This is a genomic window from Kluyvera genomosp. 3, from assembly GCF_011765685.1.
GTDB lineage: Bacteria > Pseudomonadota > Gammaproteobacteria > Enterobacterales > Enterobacteriaceae > Kluyvera > Kluyvera georgiana_A.
The window spans coordinates 1,664,493-1,684,503 of sequence record NZ_CP050321.1; the positions used below are offsets into that span (position 1 = coordinate 1,664,493).

Consider the following 20,011-nt stretch of genomic DNA (forward strand, 5'->3'; position numbering starts at 1 on the left):
TTACACCGCCTTAGAAGGATCGAAGGCATCGCGTACCGCTTCGCCAATAAAAATCAGTAGCGACAACAGGATGGCGACGCAGAGAAAGCCGGCGATCCCAAGCCACGGGGCTTGCAGGTTGTTTTTACCCTGTAGCAGCAACTCGCCCAGCGACGGCGAACCAAGCGGCAAACCAAAGCCGAGAAAATCGAGCGAGGTCAGGGTGGTGATGGAGCTACAGAGAATAAACGGGATAAAGGTCAGCGTGGCTACCATCGCATTGGGCAGCATGTGGCGCAGAATAATGCTGCGATCGCCCACCCCCAGCGCCTGTGCGGCGCGAATATAGTCATAGTTGCGGGTACGCAAGAACTCAGCGCGCACCACGCCGACCAGCGACATCCAGCCAAACAGCACGGTAATAGCCAGCAGCCACCAGAAGTTGGGTTGTACCACGCTTGAGAGCAGAATAATCAGGAACAACGTTGGCATCCCCGACCACACTTCAATAAAGCGCTGGCCCCAGAGGTCGATACGCCCGCCGTAGTAGCCCTGTACGGCACCGACTACCACGCCCATCACGCTGGCGCAGAAGGTCAGAATCAGGCCGAACAGCAGCGAAATCCGCGTACCGTAGAGAATGCGTGCCATCACGTCACGGCCATTTGCGTCGGTGCCCAGCCAGTTCTGGCGGGAGGGTGGGGAAGGGAAGGGGACATTGCTCGCATAGTTAATGCTGCTGGCGCCAAAACGAATGGGTGCCCACACGACCCAGCCGTTATTCTCCAGCCGCTGTTGGAGCCACGGATCCTGATAATCGGCCGCGGTGGCAAATTCACCACCAAAGGTTTTCTCGTCGTAGTTTTTCAGTACCGGCATGTACAGGCTGCCCTGATAGCTCACCAGCAGCGGCCGGTCGTTGGCGAGAAGTTCAGCGCACAGGCTGCACACAAATATGGCCAGAAAAATCCACAGCGACCAGTAGCCACGGCGGTTATGGCGAAAGCGCGCCCAGCGCGCCTGATTCACGGAACTCAGGGTCATTATTAGCGGCCCTCAAAATCAATGCGGGGATCGACCAGCGTATAGCTAATATCGCTGACGATATTCATCAGCAGGCCAATCAGGGTGAAGATATAGAGCGTGCCGAACATCACCGGGTAGTCGCGCGAGACGGTGGCCTCATAACCCAGCAGACCCAGTCCGTTGAGGGAGAACATCACCTCAATCAACAGCGACCCGGTAAAGAACATGCTGATGAACGTGGCGGGAAAACCGGCAATCACCAGCAGCATGGCGTTGCGAAAGACGTGTTTCCATAAGATCTGTTTTTCGCCGACGCCTTTCGCGCGGGCGGTGACGACATACTGTTTGCGGATTTCATCGAGAAACGAGTTCTTGGTCAGCATGGTCAGCGCCGCAAAGCCGCCAATCACCGTCGCCAGCACCGGCAGGGTGATATGCCAGAGATAGTCAGTGATTTTTTGATACCACGGCAGGGTGTCGAAATTGGCCGAGACCAGCCCGCGTAGCGGGAAAATGTCGTAGTAACTGCCGCCCGCGAACAACACGATCAGCACGATGGCGAACAGGAACGCCGGAATGGCGTAGCCAATGATAATGCCGGTACTGCTCCAGATATCGAAACGACTGCCGTTATAGACCGCCTTGCGGATGCCAAGCGGAATAGAGACCAGATAGATGATCAAGGTACTCCATAGCCCTAGCGTGACAGAGACGGGCAGGCTCTCTTTCATCAACTGCATCACTGAGGCGTTGCGGAACAGGCTGTTGCCAAAATCGAAGCGCAGGTAGTCGCTCAGCATCTTGAAATAGCGCTCGTGTAGCGGCTTGTCGAAGCCATAGCGTTGGGTGATTTCAGCGATCACCTCCGGGTCGAGCCCGCGCCCGCCGCGATACTGACTTTCGGCAATATTACTGACGCCCGCGCGTGCCTGGCCGCCGCCCATTCCGCCGCCACCGCCGGGCAGGCTGCCCTGATGGCCGAACTCCACCGCCGCGATGGCCTGATCGACCGGACCACCCGGCGCAATCTGCACAATAAAGAAATTAAGCGTGATGATGGCCCATAGGGTTGGGATAATCAGCAACAGTCGACGAATCAGGTAGGCGCCCATGTTCTCTCCTTAGCGTCGTGATGCAGGCAGCGTGGCTGCCTTGTTGACGTCATACCACCAGGTGTCAAAACCGGGCGCGTCAATGCCGGATGATGAATAGAGCGGATGCACCTGTGGGTAAGAGAACTTATTCCAGTAGGCCGTACGGCTCCCGGACATGTACCACATCGGTAGCATGTAATTATTCCAGGTTAGCACCCGGTCGAGCGCACGGCCGAGCGGTACCAGTTTCTGCTTATTGCCCTGCCAGCGAATGATCTGTTTGATCAGGCTATCAATCGCCGGGTTAGCGACGCCGGGCGCATTGTACGACGAGTTGATGTAGGCCGACGACCAGGAGATCTGTAAATCCGCGCTGGGCCACGGCGTCGCCCGCCACAGGCTTGGCATCATGTCATAATCGCGCTTACGCAGGCGGTTGGTGAGCTGTGAAATATCCACCTGGCGGATGTCCATTCTGACGCCAAGCCGCTGTAAATTATGCTGGAAGGGCATCACCCACTGATCGTTTCCGCCGGAGGCCAGCAGCAGTTCGAAGCGCAGCGGCTGGCCGGTTTTTTCATTGACCCGCTGTTGCCCCTTCAGAACCCAACCCGCTTCATCCAACAGCTGTCCTGCCTTGAGCAGATTTTCGCGGTCGAAGCCGTCGCCGTTCGACGTCGGCGGCTGATAAATCGAGGTAAACACTTCCGGCGGCAGCTGGTCTTTTAGCGGCCCCAGCAGAACCAGTTCGTCGGCGTCAGGATAGCCGCGGGCGGCGTACTCGGTGTTCTGAAAATAGCTGTTGGGGCGGCTGTAAGCGTTATAGAACAGCGCCTTGTTCATCCACTCAAAATCAAACGCCAGGCTGACCGCCTGACGCACCCGACGGTCGGTAAACACCGGTCGCTGGATGTTAAAGGCGAGCCAGCGGGTATCCTGCGCGGCATCGTTCTTTTGCTGATCTTTCACGATATAACCGCTGGTAAAGTTTTTGCCAATATAGCGGGTGGCCCAGTTTTTGGCGCTGCTCTCGGAGCGCACGTCATAGGCTCCCGCCTTAAAGGCCTCGAAGGCGACGTTATCATCCAGATAGTAGTCGTAGCGTAGCGTGTCGAAATTCCAGCGTCCGCGGTTAACCGGTAAATCGGCGCCCCAGTAGTTTTTGACGCGGGAATAGACAATGTATTGCCCCATCTTCCAGCTGCTGATGCGGTACGGCCCACTGGCCAGCGGCGGCGTGCTGAGCGGATCGCTGAGTTTATGATTTTTCCAGAATTTTTCCGGCAGAATCGGCAGCGTAAACAAGCCGAGCATATCCTCTTTACCGGGCTTTGCCAGCTCAATACGCACGGTAAGCGGGGCGATAGCTTTGACGGTCGATCCTTTGTAAATCAGGCGGAACTGCGGTACGCCCTCGGTCATAAATTTGTGGAAGGTAAAAGCGACATCTTCGGCGGTGATTGGGCTGCCGTCGTGAAAACGGGCGCGAGGGTTAATCGTCAGTTCCATCCATGAATAATCGTCAGCATAACGCGCGCGGTCGGCAACCAGCGGATAGTAGCTGCCTGGCTCATCGTCGGAGGTCGTGAACAGCGCGTCGTACAGCGATTCAGTGCGAACGGCGGCATTGCCGCGCAGCGCATAGCGGTTAAAGTTATCGAAGGTGCCGATAGCCGCAAGAGTCACGCTGCCGCCTTTGGGGGCCGCGGGGTTAACGTAGTCAAAGTGGTGGAAATCAACGTCGTATTTGGGCTCGCCGATCACCGCAAAAGCGAAACTCTCTTTGATCGTTTGTGCCTGCGTCGGTAAAACGCAAAGCAGCAGCAGGGCAAAACAGATACGCGCTATGATCACGACAGGGCTACCCCGCATTGAAACATCTTGATTGAACACATCTTTTATCACGAAATCTTAATCGAGCGTCATTCCGTTGTGAAATACTTTGCAGGCTTATGGTATTCCGCCGTCAGGTCTTTCAGCGTCAGTGGGCGGCTTATCAGGTAGCCCTGCAGAAAATCGACGCCATGGTCACGCAGCCAGGCCGCCTGTTCTTCTGTTTCCACGCCTTCGGCTACCGTGACAATATCCAGCCGCTGGGTCAGCGTCAGCACGGCATCCAGCACCGGAGAGGTAATTGTCTCCCGGCCAATGGCGCTGACAAAACCGCGATCGATCTTCAGATAATCGAGGGTAAAACGCTCAAGGTAAATCAATGCGCTGTGGCCGGTACCGAAGTCATCAATCGCCACCTCAATACCTTCGCCACGCAGCCAGCTGAACAGACTCATCGCCTTTTCCAGATGGAGCATGTCGCGTTCGGTGATTTCCAGCACCAGTTGGAAATAGTTGTCGGGCAGGCTTGCTGCGAGCTGACGGATATCTTTCTGGAAACTTTCCGCGTGCAGATGCCCCGGCGCGATGTTGATTCCCAGCTTCGCGCCGGGAGGCAGAATGTCTTTCAGGGTGGCGGCATCACTGGCGATCAGTTCGAACAGATGCTGGGTGAGGGGAACGATCAGATTCTGCGCTTCGGCAAAACTGATAAAGGCATCCGGCGGAATATTGCCTGCGGTCGGATGCGCCCAGCGCATGAGCGCTTCGACTCCGGCAATCTGCTGATTTTTGGCGTCTACCACCGGCTGATAAACCACATAGAACTGACGATGCTTGATAGCAGAGAGGATTTCTTTCCCCGGTCGTGAGCGAATGGTCAGGATATAGAAGCACAGCAGCCCGCCAATCAGACCGCAGGTCAGGCCTAATAGCAGCGCATAGAGCGAGTTATCGGTACCCGAGGCGTTACTATAAAGATACACCTCCAGTGGAACGCCTTTAATTTTCACATGGCGCACTGGGGGGTCGGTAATATCGCTCAGTGCGAGCGGTTTGCTGCTAAAGGTCGAGATTGCCGTTTTGCCGTTCACCACCAGCGCCACGCCGTTGTACGGCGTTTGTTTCGATGAGTAGAGGACCCACGGCATTAAATTGGCGTTAATCGACGCGAAGATACCGCGATTTTCCAGCAGCGGGCTCTTAACCCACAGTACAAAGGCGGGCGTGGTGGGCATCATCGGCGTACCGGCGACGATCCCCATGACGTGCGTTTTGTTGAGATCAAGATCCGGCACCAGATCTTTTAATGGCAGCGACATCTGTCCAGTGGCGGAAGAGCAGTAGGCAATATGATCTTTCACCAGCAGAAACGCGCGGACGTTCATGCTGAAGGCGGCGCGAGCGGTCAGCTCAGATGACACATCGTCACACGGGTTCATGGTCAGCGGCTGGAGTGAATCCATCGTGACCAGGATCTGACGAAAATAACCGTTGAGGTAGTTCTGCAGGCTTGAAATGGTGGTATCGAACTGTACCGCGCGACGATGATGAAAGACAGAAAACTGGATCACCCCGGCAAGCAGAGCAATCATCAGGCCAGCGACAACGCTGGAAGAGATAATGTGGCGGTTAATCGACGAATAACGAGTGAACATGCAACTTCTCTATGCTACGGAACTCCAAAGAAAAGAATACTGATGAAGCATAAAAAAAGCACTGCCGAAGCAGTGCTTTTTTTATGCTTACCGTCAGCCAAGGGAAACCGACGGTAAACCTCATTACGAACGACTCAGGACACGGCGAGCTTCGTTGTAACGCTTGTTCCAGTATGGTTCATTCATGCTGGAAATAGTCACACCGCTGCTGGTAGATGCATGAACGAACTGATTGTTGCCGATATAGATACCAACATGGCGACCGGTAGAACCGGCACGGAACAGCACTAAATCACCGGTGCGCAGCTGACTGCGTTTAACGGATTTGCCCGTTTCCTGCTGCTCCCAGGTGGAGCGCGGCAGCTCTAAACCGAACTGTTCACGGAAGGTGCGTTGTACGAAGCTGGAACAATCGATACCACGTTTGGTGTCGCCGCCCAGACGGTAACGAACGCCTTTCCAGCCTGCGTATTGATCCATCAGACGAGATTTCACGTCGAGGTTACGCACCATATTTTCAAATTCATCCTGAGAGGCTTGCAGTGATGAGGCATCTTCGGTGCCCACAGCATGCGTCTCAGAATGCATGTTCTTTGCGGTATTACTGGTTGAACTACATGCAGAAAGCAGAACCGCAACTGCTACCGCTGGAATCGCTCGCAAGATATATCTCAAAATCGGCTGAGATTTGACCATTTTCGTTGTTTTCCCTTGAAGTCCTTAACGACCGTAGCCGTTATAAAAAATGCCAAACGCGTCTGAGACTAAATACACGCAATCAATGAGACAATTCTTTGAATTCAGATTTGTGGTGCAGCGCACAAACTTTAATTTATGACCACAATAATTGCTCTTTGAAACGACAAACGCGAATGAGATTACCTTAACGAAAGCGGCATTGCGAGCGCTTTTGGCCGATTTTTTATAAGAAATAGTGATACACAAAGTTAAAATTTGTGAATGGGTAAAAATTCAGCGTTAGCGGGTAAAAAATCAACAACTCATTCATTATTAGAGTGAATATTGTGACCGGAAGATGACATTGATGAGGGAAATATAAAAAATAAAAAGAGGGCGATAGCCCTCTCTTTGGAATGTCAGATGGAAAGGTTATTTAATGACCTGATTTGAGTTTAGTGAAATAGGGTAAATTTCGCTCAAATAACCCAATGACCCTATCGCTTAATGGCGTCATCAATACCCACGGCACGCCAATCAAAACGGCGGTGAGTGAGCCGATGGCGATATCGGTAAACCAATGGGCGCCAATCATGACCCTTGGGAAGGCAAAAACCACAAAAATAACCAGTGAAATAAGAAATGCGCGACGGCCAAAATAGCGCCACATAAATGCGGCAAATATCAGCAGCATCATTCCGTGATCCCCCGGGAAGCTATCCCGGGAGCCGTCTTTGGTGGAGAAGGCAATAAAATCACTGACGCGGTGCACGCCCGGCAGAGAAACCGACGGGCTGCTGCGAGTGACGGGCATCAGGTGCTGCGCTAGCTGGTTGATGATCACCGCCGCCAGCAGCATCACCAGGCCAATAATGACGATATGGCGGCGGCCACCGGCATCCTCTTTGAGCCAGAAGCTCAGCATCAGGCAGCCCATTGCCAGCAGCGAACAGCCGTCAAAGGCGCGGTTATTGATGATGGCTAAAAACCATGCGTAGCCGAGGTTATCGGCGCTCAGCCACTGATTGAAAAAATGAAATATCGCCAGATCAACGGTCGACCACAGCCCGTGGTTCGCTGGCAGGAACCACGACATAAAGAGCGCAACGCCAGCGGCGTTAAGCAATAAAATCAGGGGAAAACGTGTACGCATCGTCATATTCACCGCAGTTAGTCTCGGCGCAAACCTTAGCGGTATCACCCTAAACGAAGTTTCAACAGCGCCGATTGTAGTGCATTCCAGTCGCTTTCAGCATCGTTAATCAGTTCAATACGGCTATCGGGCGGCGCGACGTTTTGCGTTTCGATATGCAGGTCTGCCCCCTGACGGTTAATACGCACCAGGCCTTCAGGAATGCGCATCACCGCCTTTAGTCTGGCAACCGGGGCGAGTCGCGCCCACTCCAGCAGGCCGATGGTGTCAAAGGTCGTATCTGCATCAAAAATCCATCCGCAGGCATAATAACCCTGACCCTGGTTCACGCTACGACGCCAGCGCTGATGTTCCGGCAGACTTAACGCCGCCAGGCCCTTGTTCGAGGGATGTGAGTGAGAGTGGGCGGCGCTGGCTTTCAGTTCAACCCGATTGCGGCGAGGAATATCAAGCAGGGCGACGTCGATATTGCCCTGGGTCGCGTCAACGCGCAGGCGCTCGCCGCCGTTCTGCTGCCACCATTCTGCCATCGCCCGTTGGCTCTCAGCGGTGGCGCGGTCGGCTTTATTGCTGACGATAATATCGGCGGACGCCAGCTGATCGCGGAAATTTTCGTTATGCAGGACCTTTTCGTCCAGCAACTGGCGTGAGTCCATCACGCAGAGTGTGGCTCGCAGGTCGATCCATGGCTCATAGACCGGCGCGGTGAGCAAATCGAGAATTTGCTTCGGATGGCCCAGGCCGGTTGGCTCAATCAGCAGACGATCCGGTTTCCCCTGGCGCAACAGCGTGTTTAAGCCGACCTGCATGGGCAGACCGTTGACGCAACACATGCAGCCACCGGGAATTTCCTTCAGCAGTGCGCCGCTGTCGGCCAGCAGTGCGCCATCAATGCCCACCTCGCCAAATTCGTTGACCAGGACGGCCCATTTTTCATCGGCGGGTTTATGGGCCAACAGGTGCAGAATGGAGGTAGTTTTACCGCTGCCGAGAAAGCCGGTGATCAGATTGGTTTTAGTCACGAAAACTCCGGGATGAAAGAGAACAGTGTTACCTGGATCACTTTATCCTGGCGAAAACGGGATCAAAAGAGAAGTCCTGAAGCGGGCCTGAGATTAAATGGCCCGCTTGATGGCAGGAAAAGTTAACGGTTGAGCGCCGTCAGCACCGCCTGGCGCGCGCCCTCACGGACAAGACTTTGCCAGGCTTGTTCCACGGCCTGCACAAACTGCGGGTTGGCGGGCAGGTCGCTGCCGAAGATTTCTTGCAGCGTCAGCAGGGCCGCCACGCGGTTTTCATCATGGCTGGTTTCAACGATAGCGCGAATTTTCTCGGCCAGCGGATCGCGAATATCAATGGCATTGCCCATATCATCCACGCCGCTCACGTAGCGCATCCAGGCCGCCACGCCCAGCGCCAGCAGCGGCCAGCGGCTACCCTGTTTAAGATGAATACGAATACCGTCGAGCAGGCGCTGCGGCAGCTTCTGACTGCCGTCCATGGCGATTTGCCAGGTGCGATGCTGGAGCGCCGGGTTGCTGAAACGCTCGATCAGGCTGTCGGCATAGGCGCCCAGATCTACGCCGGAAATACGCAGGGTCGGCGCTTGTTCTGCCATCATCAGGTGACGCGCGGCGCGGCGGTAGGAAGCGTCCTGCATACAGTCGCTGATGTGCGCGTAGCCCGCCAGATAGCCGAGGTAGGCGAGGAAGGAATGACTGCCGTTGAGCATCCGTAGCTTCATCTCTTCCCACGGCAGTACGTCGTCAACCAGTTGTGCACCCACGCTGCCCCAGTCCGGACGCCCAGTGACGAAGTTATCTTCAATGACCCACTGAATAAACGGCTCGCAGCTGATGGCGCAAGGGTCTTCCACGCCAAGCTCGCGGGTGATTTCCGCCAGCGACGCGTCGGTGGCTGCCGGAACGATACGGTCAACCATGGTGCCGGGGAAACTGACATATTCGGCAATCCAGCTTGCCAGTTGCGGATCGCGTTTAGCGGCCATGTCCAGCACCGCGTTTTTCACCACGTGGCCGTTGTCGGGAATGTTATCACAGGAGAGTACGGTGAATGCCGGCAGGCCGCGCTCGCGACGGCGGTGCAGCGCTTCGACAAGGATCCCCGGCGCGGAATGCGGCTCGTCAGGCGCTTGCAGATCGTGGACGATCCTCGGTTGGGTCAGATCCAGATGCCCGGTGGCCGGATCGATGCAATAGCCTTTTTCGGTAATGGTCAGAGAGACAATCGCCACCTGAGGTTCGCAGAACTTTTCGATGATCGCCGCCAATGAATCGAGCCTGGCGTTCAGGCACTCTTTTACCGCGCCAATAATAATCGGCTGATTACCCGCCGCACTTTTCTCCATGACGGTAAACAGATGATCCTGCTGACGCAGCTGGCTCATCAGCTGGTCGCCGCTGAACAGGCTGATTTCGCAGATTCCCCAGTCGCCGCCGTGCTGATTGAGCACCCGGTTGGTCAACAGCGCCTGGTGCGCGCGGTGAAAGGCGCCAAAACCGAAATGCACAATTCGCGAACGCAGCTGTTGTCTATCATATTGAGGTAACTGCACGTTGGCGGGGAGGGTGCACGAGGCGATTGTCTTCATTGTCTATACATCCGATTAACGATTAATTAACGTCGGCAGTGTAAAGTTATATGACAGCAAATTGAATTGGTGTGCCGTATTTATCGCGTTAGTGTGAGCTGGATCAATCAATCCAGGCGGATTATTTGACGCTCCGGAATAAACATGTATGGTAGTCGTCATTAACAGCGATTTTATTGGTATAACAACTTTAGAGGTGAGGCAATGGAACAAACCTGGCGTTGGTACGGCCCGAACGATCCGGTATCTCTTGATGATGTGCGTCAGGCTGGCGCTACCGGCGTAGTCACGGCATTGCACCATATCCCGAACGGTCAGGTGTGGCCGGTAGAAGAAATCAAAGCGCGTCAGGCGCTGTTGGCGGAAAAAGGGCTGACCTGGTCCGTCGTCGAAAGTATTCCGGTGCACGAAGATATCAAAACCGGTTCTGGCCAGTACCAGACCTGGATTGCTAACTATCAGCAGAGCATCCGCAACCTGGCGGAATGCGGTATCGACACCGTATGCTACAACTTCATGCCGATCCTCGACTGGACGCGTACCGACCTTGAGTACACCCTGGAAGACGGCTCTAAAGCGCTGCGTTTTGACCAGATCGCGTTTGCGGCTTTCGAGCTGCATATCCTGAAACGCGAAGGCGCTGAAGCGGATTACTCCGCTGAAGAACAGCGTCAGGCGCTGGACTATTTCAACGCGATGAGCGAAGCGGAAGTCACTAAACTGACCCGTAACATCATTGCCGGCCTGCCGGGCGCGGAAGAGGGCTATACCCTGGACCAGTTCCGCGCGCGTCTGGCCGAATACGATCACATCAGCAAAGATCAGCTGCGTGAAAACATGGCCGTATTCCTGCGCGCGATTGTGCCGGTTGCAGAAGAAGTGGGCGTGCGCCTTGCCGTACACCCGGACGATCCGCCGCGCCCAATCCTCGGCCTGCCGCGTATCGTTTCCACCATTGAAGATATGCAGTGGCTGAAAGAAACCGTTAACAGCATCAACAACGGCTTCACCATGTGCACCGGTTCTTACGGCGTGCGCGCCGATAACGACCTGGTGAAAATGATTGAAACCTTCGGCGATCGTATCCACTTCACGCACCTGCGCTCTACCTGCCGTGAAGACAACCCGAAAACCTTCCACGAAGCCGCGCACCTGCAGGGCGACGTGAACATGGTTGCCGTGGTTGACGCAATCCTGACCGAAGAGCAGCGCCGTAAGAAAGCGGGCGACCTGCGTCCAATTCCGATGCGTCCTGACCACGGTCACCAGATGCTGGACGACCTGAAGAAGAAAACCAACCCGGGCTACTCCGCGATTGGTCGTCTGAAAGGTTTGGCGGAAGTGCGCGGCGTTGAGCTGGCGCTGAAAATGACCAAGTTCCGCGACCTGCTGTAAAGACGATTTCCCCGTCCTGATTCTCTCCTCAGGAGCGAGTCAACCGTCGCGGCGCCCTTGGGCCTCGAGGTGCGCATCGCGCGGTTTTTTCTCTCTGCTTTTGGAGGGAAGGGCAATACAGCAAGTATAAAAAAGGACAGCCATTTGGCTGTCCTTTTCTTTTGCTATGTGAAAACCAGCGCTTAGTCCGCGCGGCCCATATAGCGTTTTTCTTCGATATGGATGCGGATCTTCTCGCCGGTGGTCAGGTATTCCGGCACCTGCACAACTAAACCGGTGGTCAGGGTAGCCGGTTTGGTACGAGAGCTGGCGGATGCGCCTTTGATGCCCGGTGCGGTTTCAACGATTTCCAGATCGACCGTCTGCGGCAGTTCCAGCGCCAGCACCTGGCCGTCCCACAACAGCACCTGCATGTCCGGCATGCCGCCTTCCGGGATAAACTGCAGCTCTTCCGCAATCTGGTCGTGGGAGAAGATATACGGGGTATAGTCTTCTTTATCCATGAACACGTATTCGTTGCCGTCGATATAGGAGAAGTCAACGAAGCGGCGGTTCAGGGTCACGGTATCAACCATGTCGTCGCCTTTGAAGCGTTCTTCAACTTTCAGACCGGTGCTGACGTCAGAAAAACGCATTTTGTACAGCGTTGCAGCGCCACGGGCGCTCGGTGACTGAATATCAATGTTTTTTACAATCAGCAGTTTGCCGTTGTAATTCAGCACCATACCTTTTTTAATTTCGTTCGCTCTTGGCATTGCAATTATCCTGTGAAATAGGGGGCTAAAATATCGCGTAAAAGTACTCGCGCCGGGCGTTTCAGGCAAGCGGAATTAAAGGCTTTTGCTAACCCTCATTAAAAGGTGGTACTGTGCGCCACAACCACCTTGTCACCTTAACAGAGAACCCGCGATGGAATGTCGTCCGGACTGCGGGGCTTGCTGCACTGCACCTTCTATATCCAGCCCGATCCCCGGTATGCCCAACGGCAAACCGGCTAACACGCCCTGTGTGCAGTTGGATGAGAATCAGCGCTGTAAAATTTTCACTTCGCCTCTGCGCCCGAAGGTGTGCGCCGGGCTTCAGCCCGCGCGCGACATGTGCGGTGCGAGCCGGGAAGAGGCGATGACCTGGCTTCTGGATCTTGAAGCGTTGACGGCGCCCTAAACGTCTTTAATGCGCATCAGACAGCCGATGGTGGCGACGCACAGCACCAGCGCAATCCAGAACACGGTGTGATAGTTCCAGATTTCCGCCACCACGCCCGCCAGTGAACCGGCGATAATCCAGCCCACGCGCGAGGTGTTGGCGTACAGCGTCGTGGCTGACCCGGCCTGGCCTGGCATGAGATCCTGGAAGTAGAGCATGCCAATCCCGCCGAGAATACCGATATAAATCGCGTTCAGCAGCTGCATCGCCAGCAGCAGCGCTGGGCTGTTGAAGGTCAGCATACCGATATAGAAGCATAGCCCCGCAACCGCCGCGACGCGCATCAGGAAGCGTTTACCCAGCCGTTTGGCAAAGTAGCCCGCAATCAGCATCGTCGGGATTTCCAGCCCGGCGGCGGTGCCCATCATCACCCCGGCCAGCTTTTCCGGCAGGTGCAGTTCGTTGATGATGTACAGCGGCATATTGATAATGTAGAGGCTGTTGGTTCCCCACATCAGGGTACAGATGACAAACAGCAGCAACGCATCTTTGCGGTTGGTGCGCGGTGCCTGAATGGCGCCGCTAACGGCCACTTTTTCTTTGCGCATGGTCGGCAGAAACAGCCAGACCATCGCCCCGCACACCACAAATGCCACTGCCGCAGACAGATACATCACCGTGAAACCGAAACCCATCGCCAGCGCATAGGCCAGCGGCGGGCCGATCACCCATGCCAGTGACACCTGGGCGCGCATGATGGAACTGAACATCACCGCTTCACGGCCCGTTTTATCCGCATGCTCACGGGCGAGAGCAAACATCTGCGGGTTGGCGGTAGAGCCGAAGCTGCTGAGGAACACACCCACGAACAGCAGAATGAAGTAGTTGCGGTTCCAGGCAAACAATACGCAGGCCAGCACGCCAAGCAGGCAACAGAAGACGATCAGGTTTTTCCGGTCGCCGCGTTTATCCGAGTAGCCTGCCAGAAACTGGCTGACGAAAATGCCAATCACCGCGCTTCCCGTAAAGAAAAAACCGACCATTGCCGGGCGGACGTGGACCTCATTACTGAGAAACAGGCTCAGCGTCGGCGTTTGCAGCGCACTGGCGATACCGGTTAAAAACGCGACGATCAAAAAAGAGGTCGAGGTGAAATCAAGCGATCGCCGTGGGGCGGCGGCGGTACTGTTTTGCATGGTGTTGTATCGGTCACTGTAGGAGAGGCGGCGAGTTTACGCCGCGAGCCAGATTATGAACAGTCACCTAAATCAAATTTGGCACGGAAAATTAAAAACGCATTTCAAAAAACGAGCTTACATCATGCTGAAGTGGTGAAGGTGAGCGTCATCCCGCTTCAGCAAATGTGGCAAGAATGCTAACGAAATGTGCTGTGGATCTAATTTATGCGATCAATTTGCCAGCAAAACTTGCAGGCTGATTAAGAAAGGCACAGAATTATTGAAACGTTTCAGCGTCGTCTTCCGCAGTAACTCAGGCAGGTACGACGATTTTTTCTCACAAAAGCTGAATCGATTCAATTCAGCGAGCGAGGGGAACCATGTTCCAGTTAACTGTTCAGGATATCCATCCCGGCCAGCAGGCCGCAAATAAAGAAGAGGCTATTCGCCAGGTTGCCGCTGCGCTGGTTAGCGCGGGTAACGTTGCGGAAGGCTACGTCGCCGGCATGCTGGCGCGTGAGCAACAAACCTCCACATTCTTAGGTAACGGCATTGCGATTCCGCACGGTACTACCGATACCCGCGATCAGGTGCTGAAAACCGGCGTTCAGGTTTACCAGTTTCCGCAGGGCGTAACCTGGGGTGAAGGGCAGACCGCCTATGTCGCCATTGGTATTGCCGCCAGCTCCGATGAGCACCTTGGCCTGCTGCGTCAGCTGACGCACGTGCTGAGCGATGACGAGGTAGCTGAACAGCTGAAGACCGCCACCACCGCGGAAGAACTTCGCGCCTTGTTGATGGGCGAAAAACAGAGCGAAGCGCTGAAGCTGGACAACGACATGTTGTCTCTGGACGTTGCCGCCAGCGATCTGGTGACGCTGCAGGCGCTGAACGCCGCGCGGCTGAAAGAAGCCGGTGCTGCGGATGCGAACTTCGTGGCGAAAGTGATCAACGAGCAGCCGCTGAATCTGGGGCAGGGCATCTGGCTGAGCGACAGTGCGGAAGGCAACCTGCGCAGCGCTATCGCAGTAAGCCGTGCGGCCACTCCGTTTGCTGTAGGCGAGGAGACGGCTTCCGTGCTGCTCACCGTGGCGATGGCCGATACGCAGCCGACCGCGGTGCTGAACCGCCTGGTCAACCTGCTGCTCGACAACAAAGCTGAACGTCTGCTGAAAGCTGATGCCGCCACGCTGCTGGCATTGCTGACCAGCGATGATGCAGCGGCTGATGATGTGCTGAGCGAAGAGTTCGTGGTGCGTAACGAACACGGTCTGCACGCTCGTCCGGGCACCATGCTGGTAAATACCATTAAACAGTTTAACAGTGACATCACCGTCACCAACCTCGACGGCAGCGGTAAACCGGCTAACGGTCGCAGCCTGATGAAGGTGGTCGCGTTGGGTGTCAAAAAAGGTCATCGTCTGCGCTTTACCGCCCAGGGAGATGATGCTCGCCAGGCGCTGGACGCCATTGGCGAAGCCATTGCTTCAGGCCTTGGGGAGGGCGCATAAATGAGCAGAAGAGTAGCCACAATTACCTTAAACCCGGCCTATGATTTGGTAGGGTTCACGCCAGAAATCGAACGCGGCGAAGTCAACCTGGTGCGTACCACCGGGCTGCACGCGGCGGGTAAAGGCATCAACGTGGCAAAAGTGCTGAAAGATCTCGGCATCGATGTGACCGTTGGCGGCTTCCTGGGGAAAGACAACCAGGACGGTTTTCAGCAGCTGTTCAGCGAGCTGGGTATTGCCAACCGTTTTCAGGTGGTGCAGGGCCGCACGCGCATTAACGTTAAGCTGACCGAAAAAGACGGCGAAGTTACTGATTTTAACTTCTCCGGTTTCGAAGTCACTCCGGCGGACTGGGAGCGTTTTGTCAACGATTCCCTGAGCTGGCTGGGCCAGTTCGACATGGTGTGCGTCAGTGGCAGCTTGCCTGCCGGCGTCAGCCCGGAAGCGTTCACCGACTGGATGACCCGTCTGCGCAGCCAGTGCCCTTGCATTATTTTCGACAGCAGCCGCGAAGCGCTGGTTGCGGGTCTGAAAGCCGCGCCGTGGCTGGTGAAACCGAACCGCCGCGAGCTGGAGATCTGGGCAGGCCGTAAGCTGCCTGAAATGAAAGACGTGATCGATGCCGCCCACGCGCTGCGTGAGCAGGGTATCGCCCACGTGGTGATTTCGCTGGGCGCGGAAGGCGCGCTGTGGGTGAATGCCTCCGGCGAATGGATTGCCAAGCCGCCGTCAGTGGAAGTCGTGAGCACCGTAGGGGCAGGGGATTCGATGGTTGGCGGTCTGATTTATGGCCTGCTGATGCGCGAGTCCAGCGAGCATACCCTGCGTCTTGCCACCGCCGTTGCGGCGTTAGCAGTAAGCCAGAGCAACGTCGGTATTACCGACCGTACCCAGTTGGCCGCGATGATGGCGCGTGTCGACCTGAAACCTTTTAACTAACAGCAGGGGAGAGGCGTATGAAAACGCTGCTGATTATCGATGCCAAACTCGGACAGGCTCGTGCTTATATGGCGAAGACCCTGCTGGGCGCGGCGGCGCAGAAAGCGCGCCTGGAGTTAATTGATAACCCAAACGATGCCGAATTGGCCATCGTGCTGGGTTCCACGCTGCCAGCCGATACCGCGCTGGTAGGCAAACAGGTTTATCTTGGCGATATCAATCGCGCGGTTTCTCATCCGGAACTGTTCCTGAGCGAAGCCAAATCGCACGCGCTGCCCTATGAAGCTCCGGCGCAGGCCGAGCCGACGGCAACCGGCGCGGTGAAGCGTATTGTCGCGGTAACCGCATGCCCAACCGGCGTCGCGCACACCTTTATGGCGGCGGAAGCGATTGAAACCGAGGCCAAAAAGCGCGGCCTGTGGGTGAAAGTAGAAACCCGCGGTTCCGTGGGCGCTGGCAATGCCATCACGCCGGAAGAAGTTGAACAGGCTGACCTGGTTATCGTGGCGGCGGATATCGAAGTGGATCTGGCGAAATTTGCCGGTAAGCCGATGTATCGCACCACGACCGGCCTGGCGCTGAAGAAAACCGCGCAGGAGCTGGACAAAGCGATGGTCGAGGCCAAGCCGTACCAGCCTGCTGGCCAGAGCAAATCGCCTGCCGATGCGGCGAAAAAAGAGAGCGGCGGCGGGGCATATCGTCACCTGCTGACCGGCGTTTCTTACATGCTGCCGATGGTGGTAGCGGGCGGTCTGTGTATCGCGCTCTCCTTCGCGTTTGGTATTAAAGCCTTTGAAGTCAAAGGCACGCTGGCCGCGGCGCTGATGCAGATCGGCGGTGGTTCAGCCTTTGCCCTGATGGTACCGGTGCTGGCAGGCTTTATTGCCTTCTCCATCGCAGACCGTCCGGGTCTGACGCCGGGTCTTATCGGCGGTATGCTGGCGGTGAGCGGCGGCTCCGGCTTTATCGGCGGTATCATTGCCGGTTTCCTGGCCGGTTACGTGGCGAAACTTATCAGTACTAAGCTGAAGCTGCCGCCGAGCATGGAAGCGCTGAAGCCGATTCTGATCATCCCGCTGGTCTCCAGCCTGATTGTCGGTCTGGCCATGATCTACCTGATCGGTACGCCGGTTGCGGCGCTGCTGAACTGGCTGACCCACTGGCTGCAAACCATGGGCACCGCTAACGCAGTCCTGCTGGGCGCTATCCTTGGGGCGATGATGTGTACCGATATGGGTGGTCCGGTGAACAAAGCGGCATACGCGTTTGGCGTGGGTCTGCTGTCTACCCAGACTTATGCACCGATGGCGGCGATTATGGCTGCCGGTATGGTGCCACCGCTGGCGATGGGTATCGCGACGCTGGTTGCGCGTAACAAGTTCGACAAAGGTCAACGTGAAGGCGGTAAAGCGGCGCTGGTGCTGGGGCTGTGCTTTATCTCTGAAGGGGCGATTCCGTTCGCTGCCCGTGACCCAATGCGCGTTCTGCCATGCTGTATCGTTGGCGGCGCGGTAACCGGCGCTATCTCGATGGCGGTAGGCGCGAAGCTGATGGCACCGCACGGTGGTCTGTTTGTTCTGCTGATTCCTGGCGCTATCACGCCGGTGCTGGGCTACCTGATTGCGATTGTCGCGGGTACGCTGGTGGCTGGCCTCTCTTACGCGGTGCTGAAGCGCCCGGAAGGTGAAGTTGCGGTAAAAGCGTAAGCGTTCAGTGAATGTGAAAAAGGGCCGACGATTCGGCCCTTTTTTTACGTCTGATGGCGGCTACGCTTTATCATGCCAACCCGAATCAGTAGGCCCGGTAAGCGCAGCGCCACCGGGCAATCAAGCAGCAGCGGACTCAGTCTGCTGCGCTTTCAGCCACGCAATTTCTTCCGCCCAGATATCCGGATTAATGGTTTCCAGCACCAGCGGGATACCGTCAAAACGCTCATCTTGCATGATAAAGCGGAACGCGTCGTGGCCGATGTTACCTTCGCCCAGACTATGGTGGCGGTCAACGCGGCTGCCGAACTCGCTTTTGGCGTCGTTCAGGTGCATACCGCGCAGGTACCGGAAGCCGACAATACGTTCAAATTCCGCGAAGGTGTCTGCACAGGCTTCTTTGGTGCGCAGGTCGTAGCCGGCGGCAAAAGCGTGGCAGGTATCAATGCATACGCCGACGCGCGACTTGTCTTCTACGCCGTCAATGATCGCTGCCAGATGCTCAAACTTAAAGCCGAGGTTGCTACCCTGACCGGCGGTATTCTCGATCACCGCCGTCACGCCTTCGGTTTGCGCCAGTGCGATGTTGATGGATTCGGCAATCCGCGCCAGACATTTGTCTTCATCAATCTGCAACAGGTGGCTGCCCGGATGGAAGTTCAGCAACGTCAGCCCCAGTTGCTGACAGCGCGTCAGCTCGTCGATAAAGGCTTCCCGGGATTTCTCCAGCGCTTCTTCAACCGGATGGCCGAGGTTAATCAGGTAGCTGTCGTGCGGCAGAATTTGCGCCGGGGTGTAGTGGTACTTTTCACAGGCGGCTTTGAAGTCGTCGATAATCTCGGTGGTCAACGGCGCGGCGCGCCACTGACGCTGATTTTTGGTGAACAGGGCGAAAGCGGTCGCTTCGATTTCTGCGGCCCGAATTGCGGCGTTGGCCAGACCGCCTGCGGCGCTGACGTGCGCTCCGATGTATTTCATAAAAAGTAAACCCGCCATACTCAAATTGGGAGAGTGAGTATAGCGGGTTCAGGGGGGTTAGTCGTTGTCGATTATGCCATCAGGTAATGAATCGCGTAGTTAATCGCACCGCCGCCAACAATCAGCCAGATGAACAGCACCAGCGCCATCATCAGCGGTTTCGCACCGGCTTTTTTCAGTGCGCTAACGTGAGTGGTCACACCCAGCGCTGCCATGGCCATCGCCAGCAGGATGGTGTCCAGCGTAATCAGCATTTGCACAACGCTGTTGGGCAGCAGATGGAACGAGTTAAAGATAGTGACCACGATGAACATGATGGCAAACCATGGGATCGTGATTTTACTTTTCTGCGACGCGCCTGCCGGAGCCAGCTGTTTTACACGCGCTGCCATAAACAGCAGGAACGGAGCCAGCATCATCACGCGCAGCATTTTGGCAATCACCGCCGCGTTTTCGGTTTCCGGCGTCACCGCATGACCGGCTGCCACTACCTGCGCGACTTCGTGCATGGTCGAACCGATGTAAATGCCGTAGGTTTCAGGGGTAAACCAGTGCGCCAGCAGCGGGTACATGGCCGGGTAGATAAAGATAGCCAGCGTCCCGAAAATCACCACCGTTGCGACCGCGACGGTCACTTTGCTGGCTTCGGCTTTAACAACAGGCTCGGTTGCCAGTACCGCCGCAGCACCACAGATGCTGCTACCGGCGCCAATCAGCCAGCTGGTGTGTTTGTCCAGACCGAACACTTTCTGCCCGAGCCAGCAGGCCATCATAAAGGTACTGCACAACGTCAGGGCGTCGATAACAATTCCGCTCACGCCCACGTCAGCAATCTGGGCGAAGGTCAGACGAAAACCGTAAAGAATGATGCCCAGACGCAGTAAATGCTGTTTAGCGAACAGCACGCCGCCGTCGCACGACTGCCAGAGTTTCGGGTAAATCGTGTTACCAATCACCATCCCAAACAGGATGGCCAGCGTCAGTGCGCTCATGCCGACGCCTGCTACGGCCGGGATATTGCCGATCCAGACTGCCGCGCCGGTAATCACGGCGCTCAGTGCGAGCCCAGGGATAAAATGTTTGATACCGCGATGATGATGCGTTTCTAAGGTGACTTGTGTCATAACCT

At 56.0% G+C, this 20,011-nt stretch carries 17 protein-coding genes; 5 read left to right on the forward strand and 12 right to left on the reverse strand.

Features of this window, described 5'->3' with window-relative positions:
* The 8 genes from GY169_RS07780 to GY169_RS07815 all read right to left on the reverse strand — a co-directional run bounded on the left by GY169_RS07780 (position 1) and on the right by GY169_RS07815 (position 10,029).
* A complete protein-coding gene (locus GY169_RS07780; RefSeq protein WP_167577256.1) occupies positions 1-1,026 on the reverse strand; it encodes a microcin C ABC transporter permease in 1,026 nt (341 codons plus the stop codon).
* Positions 1,026-2,117, reverse strand: coding sequence for a microcin C ABC transporter permease YejB (locus tag GY169_RS07785; protein WP_167575413.1), 1,092 nt, complete (start codon positions 2,115-2,117; stop codon positions 1,026-1,028). Before GY169_RS07785 ends, GY169_RS07780 begins: the two co-directional genes overlap by 1 nt.
* Before the next feature lie 9 nt (positions 2,118-2,126).
* Positions 2,127-3,950: an extracellular solute-binding protein gene (locus tag GY169_RS07790; RefSeq protein ID WP_223882168.1), complete on the reverse strand. Its 1,824-nt coding sequence runs from the start codon at positions 3,948-3,950 to the stop codon at positions 2,127-2,129.
* Positions 3,951-4,021: 71 nt separating this feature from the next.
* The gene (locus tag GY169_RS07795; protein ID WP_167575415.1) at positions 4,022-5,587 is read right to left on the reverse strand and encodes a cyclic di-GMP phosphodiesterase; all 1,566 of its coding nucleotides are present in this window, start codon (positions 5,585-5,587) and stop codon (positions 4,022-4,024) included.
* 123 nt (positions 5,588-5,710) lie between these two features.
* On the reverse strand, positions 5,711-6,283 hold the full coding sequence (mepS, locus tag GY169_RS07800; protein ID WP_064544062.1) for a bifunctional murein DD-endopeptidase/murein LD-carboxypeptidase: 573 nt from the start codon (positions 6,281-6,283) through the stop codon (positions 5,711-5,713).
* A gap of 418 nt (positions 6,284-6,701) precedes the next feature.
* Complete coding sequence (locus GY169_RS07805) at positions 6,702-7,418, reverse strand: phosphatase PAP2 family protein (RefSeq protein WP_167575416.1); 717 nt, start codon at positions 7,416-7,418, stop codon at positions 6,702-6,704.
* Positions 7,419-7,462: 44 nt separating this feature from the next.
* The gene (locus GY169_RS07810; RefSeq protein ID WP_163447591.1) at positions 7,463-8,440 is read right to left on the reverse strand and encodes a CobW family GTP-binding protein; all 978 of its coding nucleotides are present in this window, start codon (positions 8,438-8,440) and stop codon (positions 7,463-7,465) included.
* Between the two features lie 122 nt (positions 8,441-8,562).
* A complete protein-coding gene (locus tag GY169_RS07815; RefSeq protein ID WP_167575417.1) occupies positions 8,563-10,029 on the reverse strand; it encodes a mannitol dehydrogenase family protein in 1,467 nt (488 codons plus the stop codon).
* A gap of 204 nt (positions 10,030-10,233) precedes the next feature.
* Here GY169_RS07815 and uxuA point away from each other — a divergent pair, with 204 nt between their 5' ends.
* Entirely contained in the window at positions 10,234-11,424 is a 1,191-nt protein-coding gene (gene uxuA / locus GY169_RS07820) for a mannonate dehydratase (protein ID WP_163447593.1), read from the forward strand.
* A gap of 182 nt (positions 11,425-11,606) precedes the next feature.
* Here uxuA and yeiP read toward each other — a convergent pair whose 3' ends face one another.
* Positions 11,607-12,179 (reverse strand): elongation factor P-like protein YeiP, encoded by a 573-nt coding sequence (yeiP, locus tag GY169_RS07825; RefSeq protein WP_167575418.1) that lies wholly within the window; start codon positions 12,177-12,179, stop codon positions 11,607-11,609.
* 154 nt (positions 12,180-12,333) lie between these two features.
* Between yeiP and GY169_RS07830 the strand changes: the two genes are divergently transcribed.
* The gene (locus GY169_RS07830; protein ID WP_163447595.1) at positions 12,334-12,588 is read left to right on the forward strand and encodes a YkgJ family cysteine cluster protein; all 255 of its coding nucleotides are present in this window, start codon (positions 12,334-12,336) and stop codon (positions 12,586-12,588) included.
* On the opposite strand, the gene setB is transcribed toward GY169_RS07830, so the two are convergent.
* On the reverse strand, positions 12,585-13,766 hold the full coding sequence (setB, locus tag GY169_RS07835) for a sugar efflux transporter SetB (protein ID WP_167575419.1): 1,182 nt from the start codon (positions 13,764-13,766) through the stop codon (positions 12,585-12,587). The genes GY169_RS07830 and setB overlap by 4 nt on opposite strands.
* Positions 13,767-14,128: 362 nt before the next feature.
* On the opposite strand from setB, the gene fruB reads away from it, so the two are divergent.
* Genes fruB through fruA form a run of 3 tightly spaced genes read left to right on the forward strand, consistent with a single transcriptional unit; the run spans position 14,129 to position 17,904 of the window.
* A complete protein-coding gene (gene fruB / locus GY169_RS07840; protein ID WP_163447597.1) occupies positions 14,129-15,259 on the forward strand; it encodes a fused PTS fructose transporter subunit IIA/HPr protein in 1,131 nt (376 codons plus the stop codon).
* On the forward strand, positions 15,260-16,198 hold the full coding sequence (fruK, locus tag GY169_RS07845) for a 1-phosphofructokinase (protein ID WP_064544086.1): 939 nt from the start codon (positions 15,260-15,262) through the stop codon (positions 16,196-16,198). It begins immediately after the preceding gene.
* 17 nt (positions 16,199-16,215) lie between these two features.
* The gene (fruA, locus tag GY169_RS07850; RefSeq protein ID WP_167575420.1) at positions 16,216-17,904 is read left to right on the forward strand and encodes a PTS fructose transporter subunit IIBC; all 1,689 of its coding nucleotides are present in this window, start codon (positions 16,216-16,218) and stop codon (positions 17,902-17,904) included.
* A gap of 120 nt (positions 17,905-18,024) precedes the next feature.
* Here fruA and nfo read toward each other — a convergent pair whose 3' ends face one another.
* Together nfo and GY169_RS07860 are read right to left on the reverse strand one after the other, a co-directional pair.
* Positions 18,025-18,882 (reverse strand): deoxyribonuclease IV, encoded by an 858-nt coding sequence (nfo, locus tag GY169_RS07855; RefSeq protein WP_163447599.1) that lies wholly within the window; start codon positions 18,880-18,882, stop codon positions 18,025-18,027.
* A gap of 71 nt (positions 18,883-18,953) precedes the next feature.
* The gene (locus tag GY169_RS07860; protein ID WP_163447600.1) at positions 18,954-20,006 is read right to left on the reverse strand and encodes a YeiH family protein; all 1,053 of its coding nucleotides are present in this window, start codon (positions 20,004-20,006) and stop codon (positions 18,954-18,956) included.
* Positions 20,007-20,011 lie beyond the last annotated feature (5 nt).